Source organism: Uruburuella testudinis, assembly GCF_022870865.1.
GTDB lineage: Bacteria > Pseudomonadota > Gammaproteobacteria > Burkholderiales > Neisseriaceae > Neisseria > Neisseria testudinis.
On the sequence record NZ_CP091508.1, the window covers coordinates 1583011 to 1597421 of the forward strand.

15 protein-coding genes are annotated in these 14411 nt (G+C 55.8%); 2 read left to right on the plus strand and 13 right to left on the minus strand.

What is annotated here, in order from left to right; genetic code table 11:
• Positions 1-11: 11 nt before the first annotated feature.
• The 11 genes from dut to LVJ83_RS07315 form a co-directional block, all read right to left on the minus strand.
• Entirely contained in the window at positions 12-464 is a 453-nt protein-coding gene (dut, locus tag LVJ83_RS07265) for a dUTP diphosphatase (protein WP_244783861.1), read from the minus strand.
• A 368-nt stretch (positions 465-832) separates the two neighbouring features.
• Positions 833-1522 carry a tellurite resistance TerB family protein gene (locus tag LVJ83_RS07270; protein WP_244783862.1) on the minus strand — a complete coding sequence of 230 codons (690 nt, stop codon included), beginning with the start codon at positions 1520-1522 and terminating at the stop codon, positions 833-835.
• Positions 1523-1604: 82 nt separating this feature from the next.
• On the minus strand, positions 1605-3572 hold the full coding sequence (gene fhuB, locus LVJ83_RS07275) for a Fe(3+)-hydroxamate ABC transporter permease FhuB (protein WP_244783863.1): 1968 nt from the start codon (positions 3570-3572) through the stop codon (positions 1605-1607).
• Positions 3566-4441 carry an ABC transporter substrate-binding protein gene (locus LVJ83_RS07280; RefSeq protein ID WP_244783864.1) on the minus strand — a complete coding sequence of 292 codons (876 nt, stop codon included), beginning with the start codon at positions 4439-4441 and terminating at the stop codon, positions 3566-3568. The genes fhuB and LVJ83_RS07280 overlap by 7 nt, the downstream gene beginning before the upstream one ends.
• 295 nt (positions 4442-4736) lie before the next feature.
• Complete coding sequence (locus LVJ83_RS07285) at positions 4737-5501, minus strand: ABC transporter ATP-binding protein (protein ID WP_244783865.1); 765 nt, start codon at positions 5499-5501, stop codon at positions 4737-4739.
• A 118-nt stretch (positions 5502-5619) separates the two neighbouring features.
• Positions 5620-6165 carry a DUF4157 domain-containing protein gene (locus LVJ83_RS07290; RefSeq protein WP_244783866.1) on the minus strand — a complete coding sequence of 182 codons (546 nt, stop codon included), beginning with the start codon at positions 6163-6165 and terminating at the stop codon, positions 5620-5622.
• On the minus strand, positions 6158-6694 hold the full coding sequence (locus LVJ83_RS07295; protein ID WP_244783867.1) for a DUF2062 domain-containing protein: 537 nt from the start codon (positions 6692-6694) through the stop codon (positions 6158-6160). The genes LVJ83_RS07290 and LVJ83_RS07295 overlap by 8 nt, the downstream gene beginning before the upstream one ends.
• 153 nt (positions 6695-6847) lie before the next feature.
• Positions 6848-8173, minus strand: coding sequence for an MFS transporter (locus LVJ83_RS07300; protein WP_244783868.1), 1326 nt, complete (start codon positions 8171-8173; stop codon positions 6848-6850).
• On the minus strand, positions 8157-8360 hold the full coding sequence (ccoS, locus tag LVJ83_RS07305) for a cbb3-type cytochrome oxidase assembly protein CcoS (RefSeq protein WP_244783869.1): 204 nt from the start codon (positions 8358-8360) through the stop codon (positions 8157-8159). Before ccoS ends, LVJ83_RS07300 begins: the two co-directional genes overlap by 17 nt.
• Before the next feature lies 1 nt (position 8361).
• Positions 8362-8679 carry an HLGFF motif protein gene (locus LVJ83_RS07310; protein WP_244783870.1) on the minus strand — a complete coding sequence of 106 codons (318 nt, stop codon included), beginning with the start codon at positions 8677-8679 and terminating at the stop codon, positions 8362-8364.
• Between the two features lie 143 nt (positions 8680-8822).
• Positions 8823-9950, minus strand: a complete 1128-nt coding sequence (locus LVJ83_RS07315) for a PilT/PilU family type 4a pilus ATPase (RefSeq protein ID WP_244783871.1) — start codon at positions 9948-9950, stop codon at positions 8823-8825.
• 205 nt (positions 9951-10155) lie between these two features.
• On the opposite strand from LVJ83_RS07315, the gene LVJ83_RS07320 reads away from it, so the two are divergent.
• Positions 10156-10875 carry a 5'-methylthioadenosine/adenosylhomocysteine nucleosidase gene (locus tag LVJ83_RS07320; RefSeq protein ID WP_244783872.1) on the plus strand — a complete coding sequence of 240 codons (720 nt, stop codon included), beginning with the start codon at positions 10156-10158 and terminating at the stop codon, positions 10873-10875.
• Between the two features lie 395 nt (positions 10876-11270).
• On the opposite strand, the gene LVJ83_RS07325 is transcribed toward LVJ83_RS07320, so the two are convergent.
• Positions 11271-11531: a GNAT family N-acetyltransferase gene (locus LVJ83_RS07325; RefSeq protein ID WP_244783873.1), complete on the minus strand. Its 261-nt coding sequence runs from the start codon at positions 11529-11531 to the stop codon at positions 11271-11273.
• Between the two features lie 391 nt (positions 11532-11922).
• Here LVJ83_RS07325 and LVJ83_RS07330 point away from each other — a divergent pair, with 391 nt between their 5' ends.
• On the plus strand, positions 11923-12786 hold the full coding sequence (locus tag LVJ83_RS07330) for a formate/nitrite transporter family protein (RefSeq protein ID WP_244783874.1): 864 nt from the start codon (positions 11923-11925) through the stop codon (positions 12784-12786).
• A 275-nt stretch (positions 12787-13061) separates the two neighbouring features.
• Here the strand turns inward: LVJ83_RS07330 and LVJ83_RS07335 are convergent, their stop codons facing one another.
• A complete protein-coding gene (locus tag LVJ83_RS07335) occupies positions 13062-14375 on the minus strand; it encodes an anaerobic C4-dicarboxylate transporter (protein ID WP_244783875.1) in 1314 nt (437 codons plus the stop codon).
• Positions 14376-14411: the final 36 nt, after the last annotated feature.

Consider the following 14411-nt stretch of genomic DNA (forward strand, 5'->3'; position numbering starts at 1 on the left):
AGCTGCTCGGTTCAGGCTTTGCCGGTGCTGCCGAAGCCGCCTTCGCCACGTTCGCTGGCGGCAAATTCGCCGACCACTTTAAATGCCGCCTGAATCACCGGCACAATCACCATTTGCGCGATACGCTCCATCGGTTCGATGGTAAAGGTGGTTTGGCTGCGGTTCCATACTGATACTTTCAGCTCGCCCTGATAGTCGGAATCGATCAGGCCGACGAGGTTGCCGAGCACGATGCCGTGTTTGTGGCCGAGGCCGGAGCGGGGCAGCAGCATGGCGGCATAGGCGGGGTCGGCCAGATGCACGGCCAGGCCGGTGGGCACGAGGCAGGTTTCGCCGGGCGCCAGGGTAACGGCTTCTTCAAGGCAGGCGCGCAAATCAAGGCCGGCGGAGCCGGGGGTGGCATAAGCAGGCAGTTGTTGAGCCATTTTGGGATTGAGGATTTTTAATTCGACTTCGATTTGCATGAGGGTTCTCACAGTTTTTTCAGACGGCCATTATACACAAAGGCCGTCTGAAAATGTTTTATGCCCATTCATAAAAATTACTTAACGGTGTTGAAGCTGCTACGTTAACAGACCCCGTGCCGGTATGGTTTTCAGTTCAACGCCTTATCGGCTTGCTTTTGTGAATGGATATGAGTTTCAGACGGCCTAGGGTGTTCTGACCATTCAGAATGACTCAGATTTTTTGTGATAAAAGTGCAGATGCCAGGCAAAAAACGCAGCAAGATTGGGCATCTTGCGAGGCTTTTTAACGCAGCAGATGTGCTTTTAGTGTAAAAAAGATGATGATATATGACACATCAGGACACCCTGGGGTGTCCTGATGTGGTTTAGAAACCGGCTTGCTGTTCCAGCGTTTCAACCCATTTTTCATCCAGGCCGAGTGCTTGGGAGAGCTGCGAGAGAAACACAATTTCTTTGCGTGCCAAATCACCGCACACCATACGGGCGGCCAGATAGGCTTCGGCGGCAAGAGCGGGCTGGTTGCCGATTTCGCGGGCAAGGTCGGCAACGGTGGCGGGGTTTTGCAATTGGGCGGCCAGCCATTGTTGCGCTTCGGGGTCGGCAGCATCTGCCTCGCTTTGAATCAGCGCCCGTTCGGTTTCGTCAATCAGGCCGTCTGAAGCGGCGGCGGCAACCATGGTGCGTAAGATGATGCGGCCTGCATTTTCGGCGGAAGCGCCTTGATGTTGGAATGCTTCCGGCGTCAGCACCGGCGCGTTGCTGGCGGCGGTGTTGCCGGCAGCGGCCTGATTGCGCTGCCAGGTTTGGTAGGCCTGCCAGGCCAGTGCGCCGATGGCAGCCATTGATCCTGCCTGCAACAATTTGTTGCCGCTTTTGCGCTTGCCTTTGCCTTTGAAAATCATCGATAACACGCTGGCAGCCGCTGCGCCGCCGCCGATTTTCAGCAAGGTATCGGTGTTGAAACCGTTAGTGGCTGCGGTATTTTGTTGCGGTGCGCCGGTGCTGTTTTTCTGTACGGCGCCCAATACTTGGTTGAGCAGGTTGTTTAAATTCATGGTGTATCCTTGTGAACGGGTGATGATAGCTAAATAAAGCCGCAATGGGAAATCACAAGCCGTGGGGGATGTAAAAAAACGCTTACATGCGCCGCATCATCAGCAAAAAATAGCCGCCGCCGAGCAGCGTTGCCATCAGGCCGGCGGGGATTTCATAAGGAAAACCGATTTGGCGGCCGAGCCAGTCGGCCAGTGTCATCACGGTGGCGCCGATTAAAGCCGCATAAAACAATTGCTGTTTGGGCAGGCGCGCGCCGAGCATATTGGCCAGGTGCGGGGCGAGCAGGCCGACAAAGCTCAGGGGGCCGATGAGCAGCGTGGCCAGTGCGGTGAGCAGGGCGCTGAACATAATCAGCGTTATGCGTGCCGCCGCAACATGCACGCCAGCCGATTGAGCCACTGTGGCGTTGAGGCTGAGCAGACCGAGCCAGCGGCTCAGGGGCAGGGTGGCCAGCAGCAGTATTAGCGCGAGCGCCAGCATGCTGCCGGAAAGCAGCGGCGCGGCCTGATAAGTGGAACCGGAAAGCCAGACCAGCAGTTGCTGTATGCGCAAATCGCCGCCGGCCGACCACACGCGGATAAAGGCATCAGCCAGCGCGGCCACGGCAATGCCGGTGAGCAGCACTTTTTCGGGCTGCAAACCGCTTTTGCGGTTAAACAGCATTATCAGCCACAAAGCGGCCAACGCCGAGGCAATACCGGCCAGCCAAAAACCGCTGCTGCCGGCGGGGATGTCGAACACCAATACCGCTGTCATCACACCGAATGCGGTGCCGGAGCTGATGCCGAGCAATTCGGGGCTGGCCATCGGGTTTTGGGTAAGCCGTTGCAGCAATACCCCGGTAACCGCCAGCATGATGCCGCAAGCGGCGGCGGTGAGCAAACGCGGGTAGCGCAGTGCCAGCAAATCAGCATGAAAAGCAAACTGCCAGCCGTCGGCGCCTTGCCCGCAAAACAGCGCCAGTGCCACCGCCAGCAATAACAACAGCGGCAGCATCCGCAGCAGCGGTGATGCCTGAAGCCGCGCCACGGTTTGCGCCGAGGCCGTCTGAATGGCAGATCGGGCGGGGGTGCGCATCATCAGCCACAGCAGCAGCGGTGCGCCGATCAGGCCGGTTACCGCGCCGGCGGGCAAATCGATTTGGCGGTAGTGGTTGAGCAATATCAGCAGATTATCGGTCAGCAGCAGCATTAGGGCGCCGAACACAAACGCCGCCGACAGTCGCGCCCACAAAGTGCGCACACCGAGCTGGCGTACGGCTGTGGCAGCGGCCAGGCCGATAAAACCCATCATGCCCACCATGCCCACCACATTGGCGCTGAGAAAAGCGGCAACGGCTAAAGCCGCCAGACGTATGGTTTTGACCGGAATACCGAGCGCGGCGGCCTGATCGTCGCTCAGGCTCATCATCGCCAGCGGTTTGACCAATAATGCCAGCACGGCGACGGCGGCCAGAATGCGCCACAGCAATGCGGTGCTGTCGTGCCAGCTGTCTTGCAGCAGCGAGCCGCTGCCCCAAAGCATGATGCCGCGGGTTTCTTCGGAATAAAAAAGAGTAACGATGCCGGTAACGGCGCCAAGATAAAGCGAGGTTACCAAGCCGGCCAGCACCACCATCAGCGGCACCAACTCGCGCCGGGCCGACAACCACAACACCATGGCCAATGCGGCGGCCGAACCGCCGAACGCCACCGGCGCGTTGCCATAGGCCGTCAGCGCCGGTGCAAACACGGTGGCCGCCACCAATGCGGTTTGGGCGCCGCTGCTGACGGCCAAGGTGCTGTCGGAGGCGAGCGGATTGCGCATGATTTGTTGCAGCAACATGGTGGCCAGCGCCAAACTGCCGCCGGCGAGCAGTGCCATTGCCATGCGCGGCAGGGTGTTGTTCTGCACCATCAGCGCATCCAGCGGCAATGTATCGGGGGCGGCAAACAAAGTTGCCCACGGCCAATGCCATTGCAGCTTTAACACCCATGCCGAGCAGGCAAACGCCGCCAACAGCAACAGCAGCGCCCAGCGCGAAACAGGCCGTTTGAGCAGATTTACCATGCGCTTTCCTTTTCAGACGGCAATTGTTGTGCGAGGCCGTCGGCAAAATGCTGCATCGAAGGCAGCGCGCCATAGCTCCACGATGGCGGCAGAATGCGGCGGTTTTGCGGTTTGGCAAACGGCAGCCGTTGCCACAATGCACTTTTGCCGAGTGCGGAGCGGGTGTTGCGCGGATGCGGCTGCACGATAATCAGCAGCGTGTCGGGCGGCAGCTTGGCCAAATCGGTCAGCGCGATGTTGGCAAAGCCCCATTCGTTGGAATCGCCCTGCCAAGCGTTTTTCAAACCGAGTTTTTGCAACACCACGTGATACATGCTGGTGTGGCCGTAAATCCGGGCATGGCGGGCATCGACAAACTGAATCACCGCCAGCGGCCGTTCGGCATGAGGTGCAAGGGTTTTGCGCTGGCGGGCAAATTGGCTTTCTGCGGCGCCAATCAGCCGTTCGGCAGCGGCAGAATCCCCGATAATCCGCCCCAATCGGCGGGTGGCGGCCAGCGTTTGCGCATAGCGGATGCCGTTGTCGGTGCTGAAGCGGACTTCATGCACCGGTGCGATTTGTTCGAACTGCGTTTTCAGATGGCCGAACCATGGCGATTGGATAAAAAAATCGGGCTTCACCCGGTAAAGCTGCTCCAGATTGGGTTGGAAGCGCAGCCCCGAATCCAGCACGGTTTGCGGCATGGGCGGGTGGTTGACCCAATCGCGGTAGGCACGCTTGTCGCCCAGGCTCACCGGCGGATGCCCCATGGCCGCCAGCGTTTCTGCAGTGGTCCAGTCGGAAGTGGCCACGCGTGGTGCGGCTTGGGCGGGGGCGAGCATTAAAATCAATATGGCGGCTTTGAGGCCGTCTGAAAAATATTTGCGCATAAAAATTATATTGCTTTCAGACGGCATTTTTTGATTCAGGCCGTCTGAAAGATAAATGTTAAGGGTTGGAAATCAGCTGCTGCATGACACCCATTCATAAAAATAAGCTAACGGCGCCGGCTCGCCTGAGTTAGAAGAGAACCGGTTTCGCTAGGGTATCCTGACCATTCGATTTACGGGTGTTTTTTGCCCCTGAAAACGCAGCAGATGTGCTTTTAACGCAAAAAAATGATGATATATGACACATCAGGACACCCTGTGGCCGTCTGAAAACATCGCTTGTATGGCAGACAATTTAAGGCAAGGCCACCGGCAGGCCGCTTTGGGGGTGGCGGATGATGTTCATCTGCACGTTGTAAATATCGTTGAGCACGCCGGCAGTCATGATTTCGGCGGGTTTGCCCTGCTTGAGCAGGCGGCCTTGTTTGAGCGCCACCAGCTCGTCGCAATATTGCGCGGCCAGATTGATGTCGTGAATCACGATAATCACGCCGAGGTTCAGGCGCTGCGACAAATCGCGCACCAGCGCCATCACTTCGAGTTGGTGGGCGATATCCAGCGCCGCCAGCGGCTCATCCAGCAGCAGGTAGCGGCTTTGCTGCGCCAGACACATCGCCAGCCAGATGCGCGAACGTTCGCCGCCGGACAGGGTGTCGACAATTTGATCGGCAAAGCGTTCGGTATGGGTGAGTGCGAAGGCTTCGGCAATGGCACGGCGGTCGGCATCATTGCTGCGCCCGAGCAGGCCGCTCCAGGCATAGCGCCCCATCGTAACCAGTTCGCGGGCGGTGAGGGCGGTGGCGGCCGGCAGATGTTGCGGCAGATAGGCAACTTGTTTGGCATAATCGCGGGCGCTGTAGGTGGCGACGGGGCGGCCGTCGAGCAGAATCGAGCCGCCGGTGGGTTGTGTTTGGCGGGTGAGCAGTTTGAGCAGGGTGGATTTGCCGGAACCATTATGCCCAATCAGGCCGTAAACCCGGTTGGGCTTGAAGCTGAGGGTGATATCGTGCAGCAAAATGCGGTCGGGCACGGCAAAGGTGGTTTGTTGGAGTTGGAACACGAAAGGCTGCTGAATCAATAAAACGGTGAATTTTAACGGATAGCGATGATGATGACAATCATGCCCGCCGGTTCAGCCGGCTTTTGCGCAGAACCGGCGGCGCCCGAATGATTGCATTTCAGCCGCATTTGCTCGGGCGGGGACGGTATGAGGGCAGCAGCGAAACATCGTGCGGATTGTTTAAAAAGTCTTTCAAGGCCGTCTGAAACATCGGCAGCTCGATGCGGTAACGCGGCCAATCAAGATAACGGGCGGCATAATAGTGGGCGAGCAAATCTGCCTGCTGCTCCATGTTCAGCGCGCTGAAACGGGTGATGTGTTGCAGCGGCGGATACACATAGGCGCTGCGTTTGCGGTAACCGCCCGTGAGTGCCAGCAGCAGGCCGCCGAGCCAGGGGCGGTAGCCTTGCTGGTGCTGCCATACGTGGGTGAGCTCGTGCATCAGCCATATTTGGTAATTCGGTGCGGCGCGGGTAAAGTCGGGTGGGCAGTTGTCGCGGGGAAAATAAATATGGTTGCAAGGGGCAACGGCAACGTTGAGCGAGGGCAGGCAGGGAATGCCGCGGTAGATTTTCACGCGGCTGTAGTCGATGCTGCTGCCGAACAGGCGGCGGGCGGCGGCAATTTCCGATGCGCCCAGCCGGCGCCAATGCTGCTCAAACATGATGGTCTTTGCGTTTGTGCCAATGATGGGCAGTATGCCAGCGCCAGAGCCATAAGGTGGCGAAATAGCCGGCAACGGCCAAAATGCTGCCCAATACCGGCACGCCCAGCAACAGCGGTTTGCCCGCGCCCATCAGCCATGCCTGAGATTCGGCCCAGAAACGGCCGCTGCTGAGAGAAGGGAATTCCAGCTCGCCGGCTTCTATGCCCAGCATCAGGGCGCCGATTTTGTAGGCGAGATAATAAAGCGGCATGTAGGTGAGCGGATTGGTGTAGAGGGTGGCAAACACGGCCACGGGCAAGTTGGCGCGCAGAAAATAAGCCACAATCAGGGCGCTGAGCATTTGGGTGGGGCCGGGCATCAGGCCGCAAAACATGCCGATGGCCACCGCAATGGCGGCGCGGCGGCGGTTGAGCGTCCAAAAATAGGGTTTGTCGAACACGGGGGCTAAGGGCTTGATCCAGCGTGAAGCGAAAATGTGTTCGCGGGTGGGCAGTTTGTGGCGGAAGCTGCGGCGGTGTCGGGTCATAAAGGCTCGGATGGCGGTTGGTCGTGTTCAGATTATGGCGGCATTGCAGAGAAGCAAAAGGCCGTCTGAAAGTAAATTTCTGAAATGAAACGATAGCGGCGCATGATAGGCTGCCATTTTCAAATAATGGTTTTTCTTTTCAGACGGCCTGTGTCACGGCACTCTGGTTTTTCCGGCGCCGCTATAGCTTTTCAAATCGCGCCATATGCGGGGCTCAAGCTTAAACAGGCAGGCAATCAGCGGCAGATTGCCGACGGCCACGATCAGGTAGAGCAGGGTAATGCTGTCAAACGCCCACAAGAGGGCGGCGCTGATCAGGGCGGCGGCTACCATGAAAATGCCGTTTACGATGTTGTTGGCGGCGACGGCATGGGCGCGGAAGGCATCACTGCTGGCGGTTTGCAGCCAGGTGTAGAGCGGCACGGAGAAAAAACCGCCGAAAAAGCCGATGGCAATCATGGTGAGCATCACCGGCCAGGCGTTGGCCTGCGATAAAAACCACAGGATGCCTTGCAGGCTGTCGAAGCGGTTGCCGTGGGTGAGCCACACCAATAACAGGCCGCAAACGGTGAGGCCGAAAGTGCCTATGGCCACCAGCCCCAACCGTAAAGCCTGATGGCTGAGTTTGGCACACAGCACCGAGCCTGCGGCAATGCCGATAGAAAACAGCGCCAGCATCAGATTGAAGACGTTGTCGTTGCCGCCGAGATGGATTTGCGTGAAAGTGGGCAATTGGGTGGTGTATACCGAGCCTACAAACCAAAACCATGAAATGCCGATGATGGCGGTGTAAAGTTCGCGTTGGGCAAAGGTTTGCCGCAACAGCGAAAACGTGCCTTTGGCAATATTCGGTTCGATGCGGGTGTCGGGTGCTTTGGGCGGCACCGAGGGCATAAACAGGCTGCTGAGCGTGCCCAATGCGGCCACGGATATCACCAACGCAGCCACCACGCCGGGGTTGAAGCCGGCCACGGCGGTGCCGAGAATCTGGCCGAATAAAATGGCGATAAAGGTACCTGATTCAATCAGGCTGTTGCCCATCATCAGCTCCTTATTGTTGAGATAGTCGGGCAAAATCGCGTATTTCAAAGGGCCGAACAGCGTTGATTGCGTGCCCATGCAAAACAGACAAAACAGCAATAAGGGCGCCGATTGCAGATAAAAGCCTGCGGCGGCGGCAAGCATCACCAGAATTTCCAGCACTTTGATCGCGCGCGCCAGGCGGGCTTTGTCGAATTTGCTGCTAAGCTGGCCGGAAATGGCTGAAAAAAGAAAATACGGCAAAATAAACAGCAGCGCGCCGAGATTGAGCATTTGGCTGGGCGGCAGAAAATCATTTTGCCCCAAGCCGTAAAAGCTGATCATCACAAACAGTGCGGTTTTGAAAAGATTATCGTTGAATGCGCCGAGAAACTGGGTGCCGAAAAGCGGAGCGAAGCGGCGGCTGGGGGCAAAGTTGATGTTATCTTTCAGGCTCATGGTCGGTTTCTTTGTCTGCTTTGTCGGTCGGGCTTGTTTGGTCGGTAGAGTCGTCATCCATAATAATACGGTGCGCGGGGCCTTCCAAATCATCAAACTGGCCGTTTTTGCCCGACCACCAGAAAAAATAGGCAATCATAAATGCCAATATGATGCTGATGGGTATCAGGATAAAGATGCTTTCCATGTCAGATAATGCCTGTTAAGTCGTTGAGCAGCAGCGTTTGGCCGCCGATGCTGAGGTATTCGTTGCGGATGCGGCCGATGGTGCTTTGGCCGTCAAACAGGGCGACATGGTCTTTTTCTGCCGCCCAATAGAGTGGGGCTTCGTCGTTCAGATAGGGCGAGAGCGCGTTTAAGGCTGCCGAATCTTGCGGCGGTGTTTCGCTTTGCAGTTTGACGGCAAAACGGCCGCTCTGCGGCGGCTGCTCGGTTTCATCGTCGGCCAGCATGATAAAAAAGCCCAAATGCTCGCCTGCTTGCGTGTGGATACTGAAATAGTGCATGGTTGTTGTTGAGGCCGTCTGAAAAACAATTGCGGCGGCTGTAAAGTGGATAATGGCTTAATGTAACAGTTTGTGCGCCGCATGCAAAGTGCGGCCGTCTGAAACCGGTTTTCAGACGGCCTGTTGCGGCAAAACCATCATGCTCAGATTAATTCTAAATCGGGGCCGGCGTTTTGGGCGCGGCGGCTGCGCAATTGGATGTCGAGACGCAAATCGTTGGCGGAATCGGCATTTTTAAGCGCTTCTTGCAGGCTGATGTGGCTGTTTTCATACAAATCATATAAGGCCTGGTCGAAAGTCTGCATGCCGGCTGCCTGTGATTTTTTCATCACTTCTTTGATGGCATGCACTTCGCCTTTGTGAATCAGCTCGGCAATCAGCGGTGAATTGAGCATCACCTCTACAGCAGCCACGCGCCCTTTGCCGTGTTCGCGCGGAATCAGCCGTTGCGATACAAAAGCCTGCAAATTGAGCGAGAGATCGGTGAGCAGCTGGGTGCGGCGTTCTTCGGGAAAAAAGTTGATGATGCGGTCGAGCGCCTGATTGGTGCTGTTGGCATGCAGCGTGGCCATGCAGAGGTGGCCGGTTTCGGCAAATGAGATGGCGTAATCCATGGTTTCGCGGTCACGGATTTCGCCGATCAGAATCACATCGGGCGCCTGGCGCAAGGTGTTTTTCAGGGCGATGTGCCAGTTGTCGGTATCAACGCCCACTTCGCGCTGGCTGATGATGCAGTTTTTGTGTTGGTGGATAAATTCGATCGGGTCTTCGATGGTGATGATATGGTCGAAGCTGTGTTCATTGCGGTAGTCAATCATTGAAGCCAGCGAGGTGGATTTTCCAGAGCCGGTGCCGCCCACAAAAATCACCAGACCGCGTTTTTTTAAGGCGATTTTCTGTAAAACCGGGGGCAGGTTGAGGTTTTCAAATTTGGGAATTTCGCTGGTAATGGCGCGCAACACCAAGGCCGATGCGCCGCGCTGCACCATGGCATTAACACGGAAGCGGCTGGTGTCGGGCAGGCTGATGGCGAAGTTGCATTCGTTGGTGGCGGTGAATTCTTCGATTTGTTTGCTGCTCATAATCGAAAAAGCAATTTCCATGCAACGCTCGGCGCTGAGCGGCTCATCGCTGATGGGGGTGATTTTACCGTCTACTTTCATCGCCGGCGGAAAGTTGGTGGTGATGAAGAGATCAGAGCCTTTGTATTTATTGAGATGGCGCAGCCAGGTGTAGAGCGCATCTTTGGCGGATGGTGGGTTGTGTTCCATCTTTTTATGCTTTTCGGAAGGTGGCAATGAAGCGGATTATAGCAAATTTCAGATGGCATGAAGTTGTGTATGGCATGAATTGCAGTGAAAATCTGTTTATATTTGAATGGTTTTTTAAGCGCCTGCGGTCATGCCGGCAAAAGTGGTGCAGGGCGGGCCCGGTGGGTATAATGCGGCTGGTTTATCTCTATTCGGAAAGCGGAAAATGCAGACAACTTCATTAAAACAGGCGGCCACGGTGGCGGTTATCGGCGCGATGGCACAGGAAATCGAGCTGCTCAAAGCCGGTATGAGCGATGTGCGCAGCGAACAGTTTGGTGCGTTTAGTGTGCATTACGGCCGTTATGGCGGCAAAAATATGGTGTTGGCGCTCAGCGGCATCGGCAAAGTGAATGCGGCGGTGGCCACGGCGGTGGTGATTCAGCGCTTTAAGCCCGATTGTGTGATTAACACGGGCAGCGCCGGCGGTTTGGGGCAGGGTCTGAAAGTGGGGGATGTGGTTATCGGCAGCCGGGTGGTGCATCACGATGTAGATGTAACGGCTTTCGGTTATGCCGTGGGGCAGGTGCCGCAGCTGCCCGCTGTGTTTGACAGCGATGCGCTGTTGGTGCGCACTGCAAGCCGTGCGGCGGCGGTGTTTGAAGGTGCGGCGGTGCATTGCGGCTTGATTGCGAGCGGCGATCAGTTTATTCACAGCAGCGATAAAGTGGCGGCTATCCGCGCTGCATTTGCCGGGGTGCAGGTGGTGGAAATGGAAGCAGCCGCCATTGCTCAAGCCTGTTTGCAGCTGGCGGTGCCGTTTGTGGTGATTCGTGCGGTGTCGGATTTGGCCGATGAAAAAGCCGATGTGAGCTTTGAAGAATTTTTGCAGACAGCGGCGGTAAATTCGGCAAAAATGGTGCAGCAAATCGTGCAGGCTTTATAAAAATTTATCAGCCTCATCCGACAACAGGCCGTCTGACAAACGGTTGCCAGGCTTACCGGCTTACGCACGGCGGGCTTGTCGAACCATTCAGACGGCCTGTGTCTCTATCTGCATTCTGATTAATACCTGATTCACAAAAGTAAGCTAAATAAGACGGTAAACCGAAAGCGGTACAACGAGTGCGGCAAGACGAGCCGACCGTCGGATTATTTTTTATGAATGATCAGAACACCCTAGGGTGTCCGGACCATTCGATTTACGGGTGTATTTTGCCCCTGAAAACGCATCTGCTGCGTTAAAAAGCCTCGCAAGATGTCCAATCTTGCTGCGTTTTTTGCCTGGCATCTGCATTTTCAGGAGCAAAAATCTCCTCATAAACAAATTGTCCGGACACCCTAGGATCGCCCTTCGCGGGCAAAGATTTCATCGGCGTAGTCGCAACTGGCGGTGATGGGAATGCCTTGTTTGTCGGCTTCTTTAACTGCGGCATCCACAAGACGGCGGGCCAGGCCTTGGCCGCGGGCTTCGGGTGATACGCGGGTTTCGGTGATGTCCCAGCTGCCGCCGATGATGCTGTAATCAAGATGGCCGATTTCTGCGCCGTCGAGTGTCAGAGAGAAGCGTTGTCGGTCGGCCTGATGTTGGATGTTTAACATAAGATGCACTCCTTCAAGCAGTAGATGGTTGATGGTTAAAGGGAAACCGGCCGGGCTTCAGCGGATTGCCGCAAACTGAAGCCGGTAAGGATAGCGGGGTGATGCAGGCAGCGCCCAGGCTATTGTTTCAACAGAAATACATGCACCGGCGGCTGCGCTTAGCTGTTACACAGTATAGGCCGTCTGAAAGAAACGGGCAATGCGGATGGCGGTTTGCCTGAGGCGGCGGAGGTGATATGAAGCCCGACATTGTTTGCAATTCAGGCAAATTGTAAACAATGTCGGGATTTTTTTAAATGAAATCATATGAAATTGTTGTAAATCATGGGCTTGGATTTGGCATGGCGCTTGCTTGGCTGTTTGAGTGAACCTTTTGCAATAGGAGCCTGTGATGTCATACGTTACCCCGAAAGAATTCGTTGCCCATATGGTGGATGCGGGCGAATACAAAGTGTTTTTGTCGACCCGCGATTTGCTGGTGCGCGGTTATATGGCCGGCGCGATTTTGGCTCTGGCGGCGGTGTTTGCGGTTACCATCACGGTGCAGACCGGCAATGCGCTGCTGGGGGCGGCGCTGTTTCCGGTGGGGTTTTGCATGATTTATCTGCTGGGCTATGATTTGCTGACAGGAGTGTTTACGCTGACGCCGCTGGCTTTACTGGATAAGCGGCTCGGTGTGACTTGGCGTGCGGTTTTACGCAACTGGGGCTGGGTGTTTCTCGGCAATTTTGCCGGTGCGCTCACGGTGGCGGCCATTATGGCATTTGTGTTTACCATGGGCTTTAACACCGATGCAGGCGTGGTTGGTGAAAAAATCGGCCATATCGGCGAATCGCGCACGCTCGGTTATGCCGAATACGGAGTGGGCGGCTGGGCAACGATTTTTCTGCGCGGCATGTTGTGCAACTGGATGGTCAGCACCGGTGTGGTGGGGGCGATGTTGTCGCGCTCGGTCAGCGGCAAAGTGATTGCCATGTGGATGCCGGTGATGGTGTTTTTCTATATGGGTTTCGAACATTCGGTGGTGAATATGTTTCTGTTTCCCATCGGCTTGATGCTGGGCGGCGGATTTTCAGTGGCCGATTATTTTATCTGGAATGAAATCCCCACTGTGCTCGGCAATCTGGCCGGCGGTTTGCTGTTTGTGGGCGTGATGCTGTATGCCACCCATTATAAAACCGCACCTTCCCGCCCGCAGCCCGCTGTGGCCGGCAGAGTGGAAGAAAGCGTGCCGGAAGTGAAAATCACGGCTTGAGGTGTCATACCCATTCATCAAAGTAAGCCAACAAGACGGCGGGCCGAAGAACAGTGCAGGTAGTATGCGGCCGGTTGACTTAGGGCGAGCCGACACCGTTAGATTATTTGTGTGAATGGGCATCAGCCGGTAAGGCAGATTAAAGAGCTTACGCACGATATGCCGCCAGAAAACCAAGGCCGTCTGAAAATATGTTTCAGACGGCTTTGGTTTTCTGGCAATGGGTAATTGTTAAAATGCTCCGGGTTGGGGCCGGCAAATTGGCCGGCAGATACCTATAAAAGCATATTGGCAAACAACAAGCCGAAAGCCAGGCTGAAGGCCATGCTCAGCAAGCCGGGAATCATAAAGCTGTGGTTGAAAATAAAGCGGCCGATTCTGGTGGTGCCGGTGGTGTCGAAATCGATTGAGGCAATAATCGGGCCGTAATTGGGGATAAAGAAATAGCCGTTAACGGCCACAAAAGTGCCGATAATAATCGGTGCCGGCACGCCGAGCGAAATGGCCACCGGAAACAAAGTCGCCACAGTAGCGCCTTGGCTGTTAACCAATACCGACAGCAGAAACAGCGCGAAAGCAAAAGTCCACGGCGCAGTTTCCACCAAGCCCGACACGGCAGTTTTCACTTCTTCCAAGTGGCCGTGCATCAGCGTATCGCCCAACCAGGCAATGCCGAATACCGCAATCACCGCCCGCATGCCGGCATGAAATACCGAGCCTTGGGTAATCGCCACATTATTGGGTTTGCAGAATAAAATAATCAGCGCGCCGGCGGCCAGCATCACAATTTCAATCGTGTGCGCCATACCCATCGGTTTGCCGTCGAACACCGGCCGCAGCGACGGCACAGCACCCATCAATACCACCAGCAGAGCGGCAAACAGAAAAATGCCCACAGATGCTTTGGCGGTTTTGCTGATTTCAATGTCTGCTGCGGCCGCTGTGGTTTCATTTAATTTTGTATAAGTGGCGCTTTGCAAACGGCGCCGGTATTCCGGGTCGTTTTCCAGCTCCTTGCCCATTTTGTTGACAAACACACAGGCCAGGCCGATACCTAAAATAGTGGCCGGCACTGTGACCATCAGCACATCAGCCATGGTGATGTGCTGCGGTTCCAGATAAGCCACGCAAGCTACCACCGCCGCCGCAATCGGGCTGGCCACAATCGCAAATTGCGAAGCAATCACCGCCATCGACAACGGTCGCTCGGGGCGGATGCCGTTGTTGCGGCTCACTTCGGCAATCACCGGCAGCACCGAATAAGCCACATGGCCGGTGCCGGCCAGCACGGTAAACATGTAGGTTACCGCTGGCGCCATAAACGTGATGTATTTCGGATTTTTGTGCAGCACGCGGGTGGCGATTTTAATCATATAATCCAAACCGCCCGAAGCCTGCATCGCCGCAGCGGCAGACACCACCGCCATAATCATCAGCATGACATCAATCGGCGGGCTGGTCGGCTCCAAGCCGAAACCAAACGCCAACACCGCCAAACCCACACCACCCATCACGCCGAGGCCGATACCGCCCACCCGTGCGCCGACCAGAATACACAACAGCACAATGGCAAATTGAATAAAAAACATAACTGCTCCATAGATACATGCAAAAATTTTTATAAT

Coding starts and splice junctions, on each gene's coding strand:
- dut (WP_244783861.1), bottom strand. CDS start 464: ATGCAAATCGAAGTCGAATTAAAAATCCTCAATCCCAAAATGGCTCAA.
- LVJ83_RS07270 (WP_244783862.1), bottom strand. CDS start 1,522: ATGAATTTAAACAACCTGCTCAACCAAGTATTGGGCGCCGTACAGAAA.
- fhuB (WP_244783863.1), bottom strand. CDS start 3,572: ATGGTAAATCTGCTCAAACGGCCTGTTTCGCGCTGGGCGCTGCTGTTG.
- LVJ83_RS07280 (WP_244783864.1), bottom strand. CDS start 4,441: ATGCGCAAATATTTTTCAGACGGCCTCAAAGCCGCCATATTGATTTTA.
- LVJ83_RS07290 (WP_244783866.1), bottom strand. CDS start 6,165: ATGTTTGAGCAGCATTGGCGCCGGCTGGGCGCATCGGAAATTGCCGCC.
- LVJ83_RS07295 (WP_244783867.1), bottom strand. CDS start 6,694: ATGACCCGACACCGCCGCAGCTTCCGCCACAAACTGCCCACCCGCGAA.
- LVJ83_RS07300 (WP_244783868.1), bottom strand. CDS start 8,173: ATGAGCCTGAAAGATAACATCAACTTTGCCCCCAGCCGCCGCTTCGCT.
- ccoS (WP_244783869.1), bottom strand. CDS start 8,360: ATGGAAAGCATCTTTATCCTGATACCCATCAGCATCATATTGGCATTT.
- LVJ83_RS07310 (WP_244783870.1), bottom strand. CDS start 8,679: ATGCACTATTTCAGTATCCACACGCAAGCAGGCGAGCATTTGGGCTTT.
- LVJ83_RS07315 (WP_244783871.1), bottom strand. CDS start 9,950: ATGGAACACAACCCACCATCCGCCAAAGATGCGCTCTACACCTGGCTG.
- LVJ83_RS07320 (WP_244783872.1), top strand. CDS start 10,156: ATGCAGACAACTTCATTAAAACAGGCGGCCACGGTGGCGGTTATCGGC.
- LVJ83_RS07325 (WP_244783873.1), bottom strand. CDS start 11,531: ATGTTAAACATCCAACATCAGGCCGACCGACAACGCTTCTCTCTGACA.
- LVJ83_RS07330 (WP_244783874.1), top strand. CDS start 11,923: ATGTCATACGTTACCCCGAAAGAATTCGTTGCCCATATGGTGGATGCG.
- LVJ83_RS07335 (WP_244783875.1), bottom strand. CDS start 14,375: ATGTTTTTTATTCAATTTGCCATTGTGCTGTTGTGTATTCTGGTCGGC.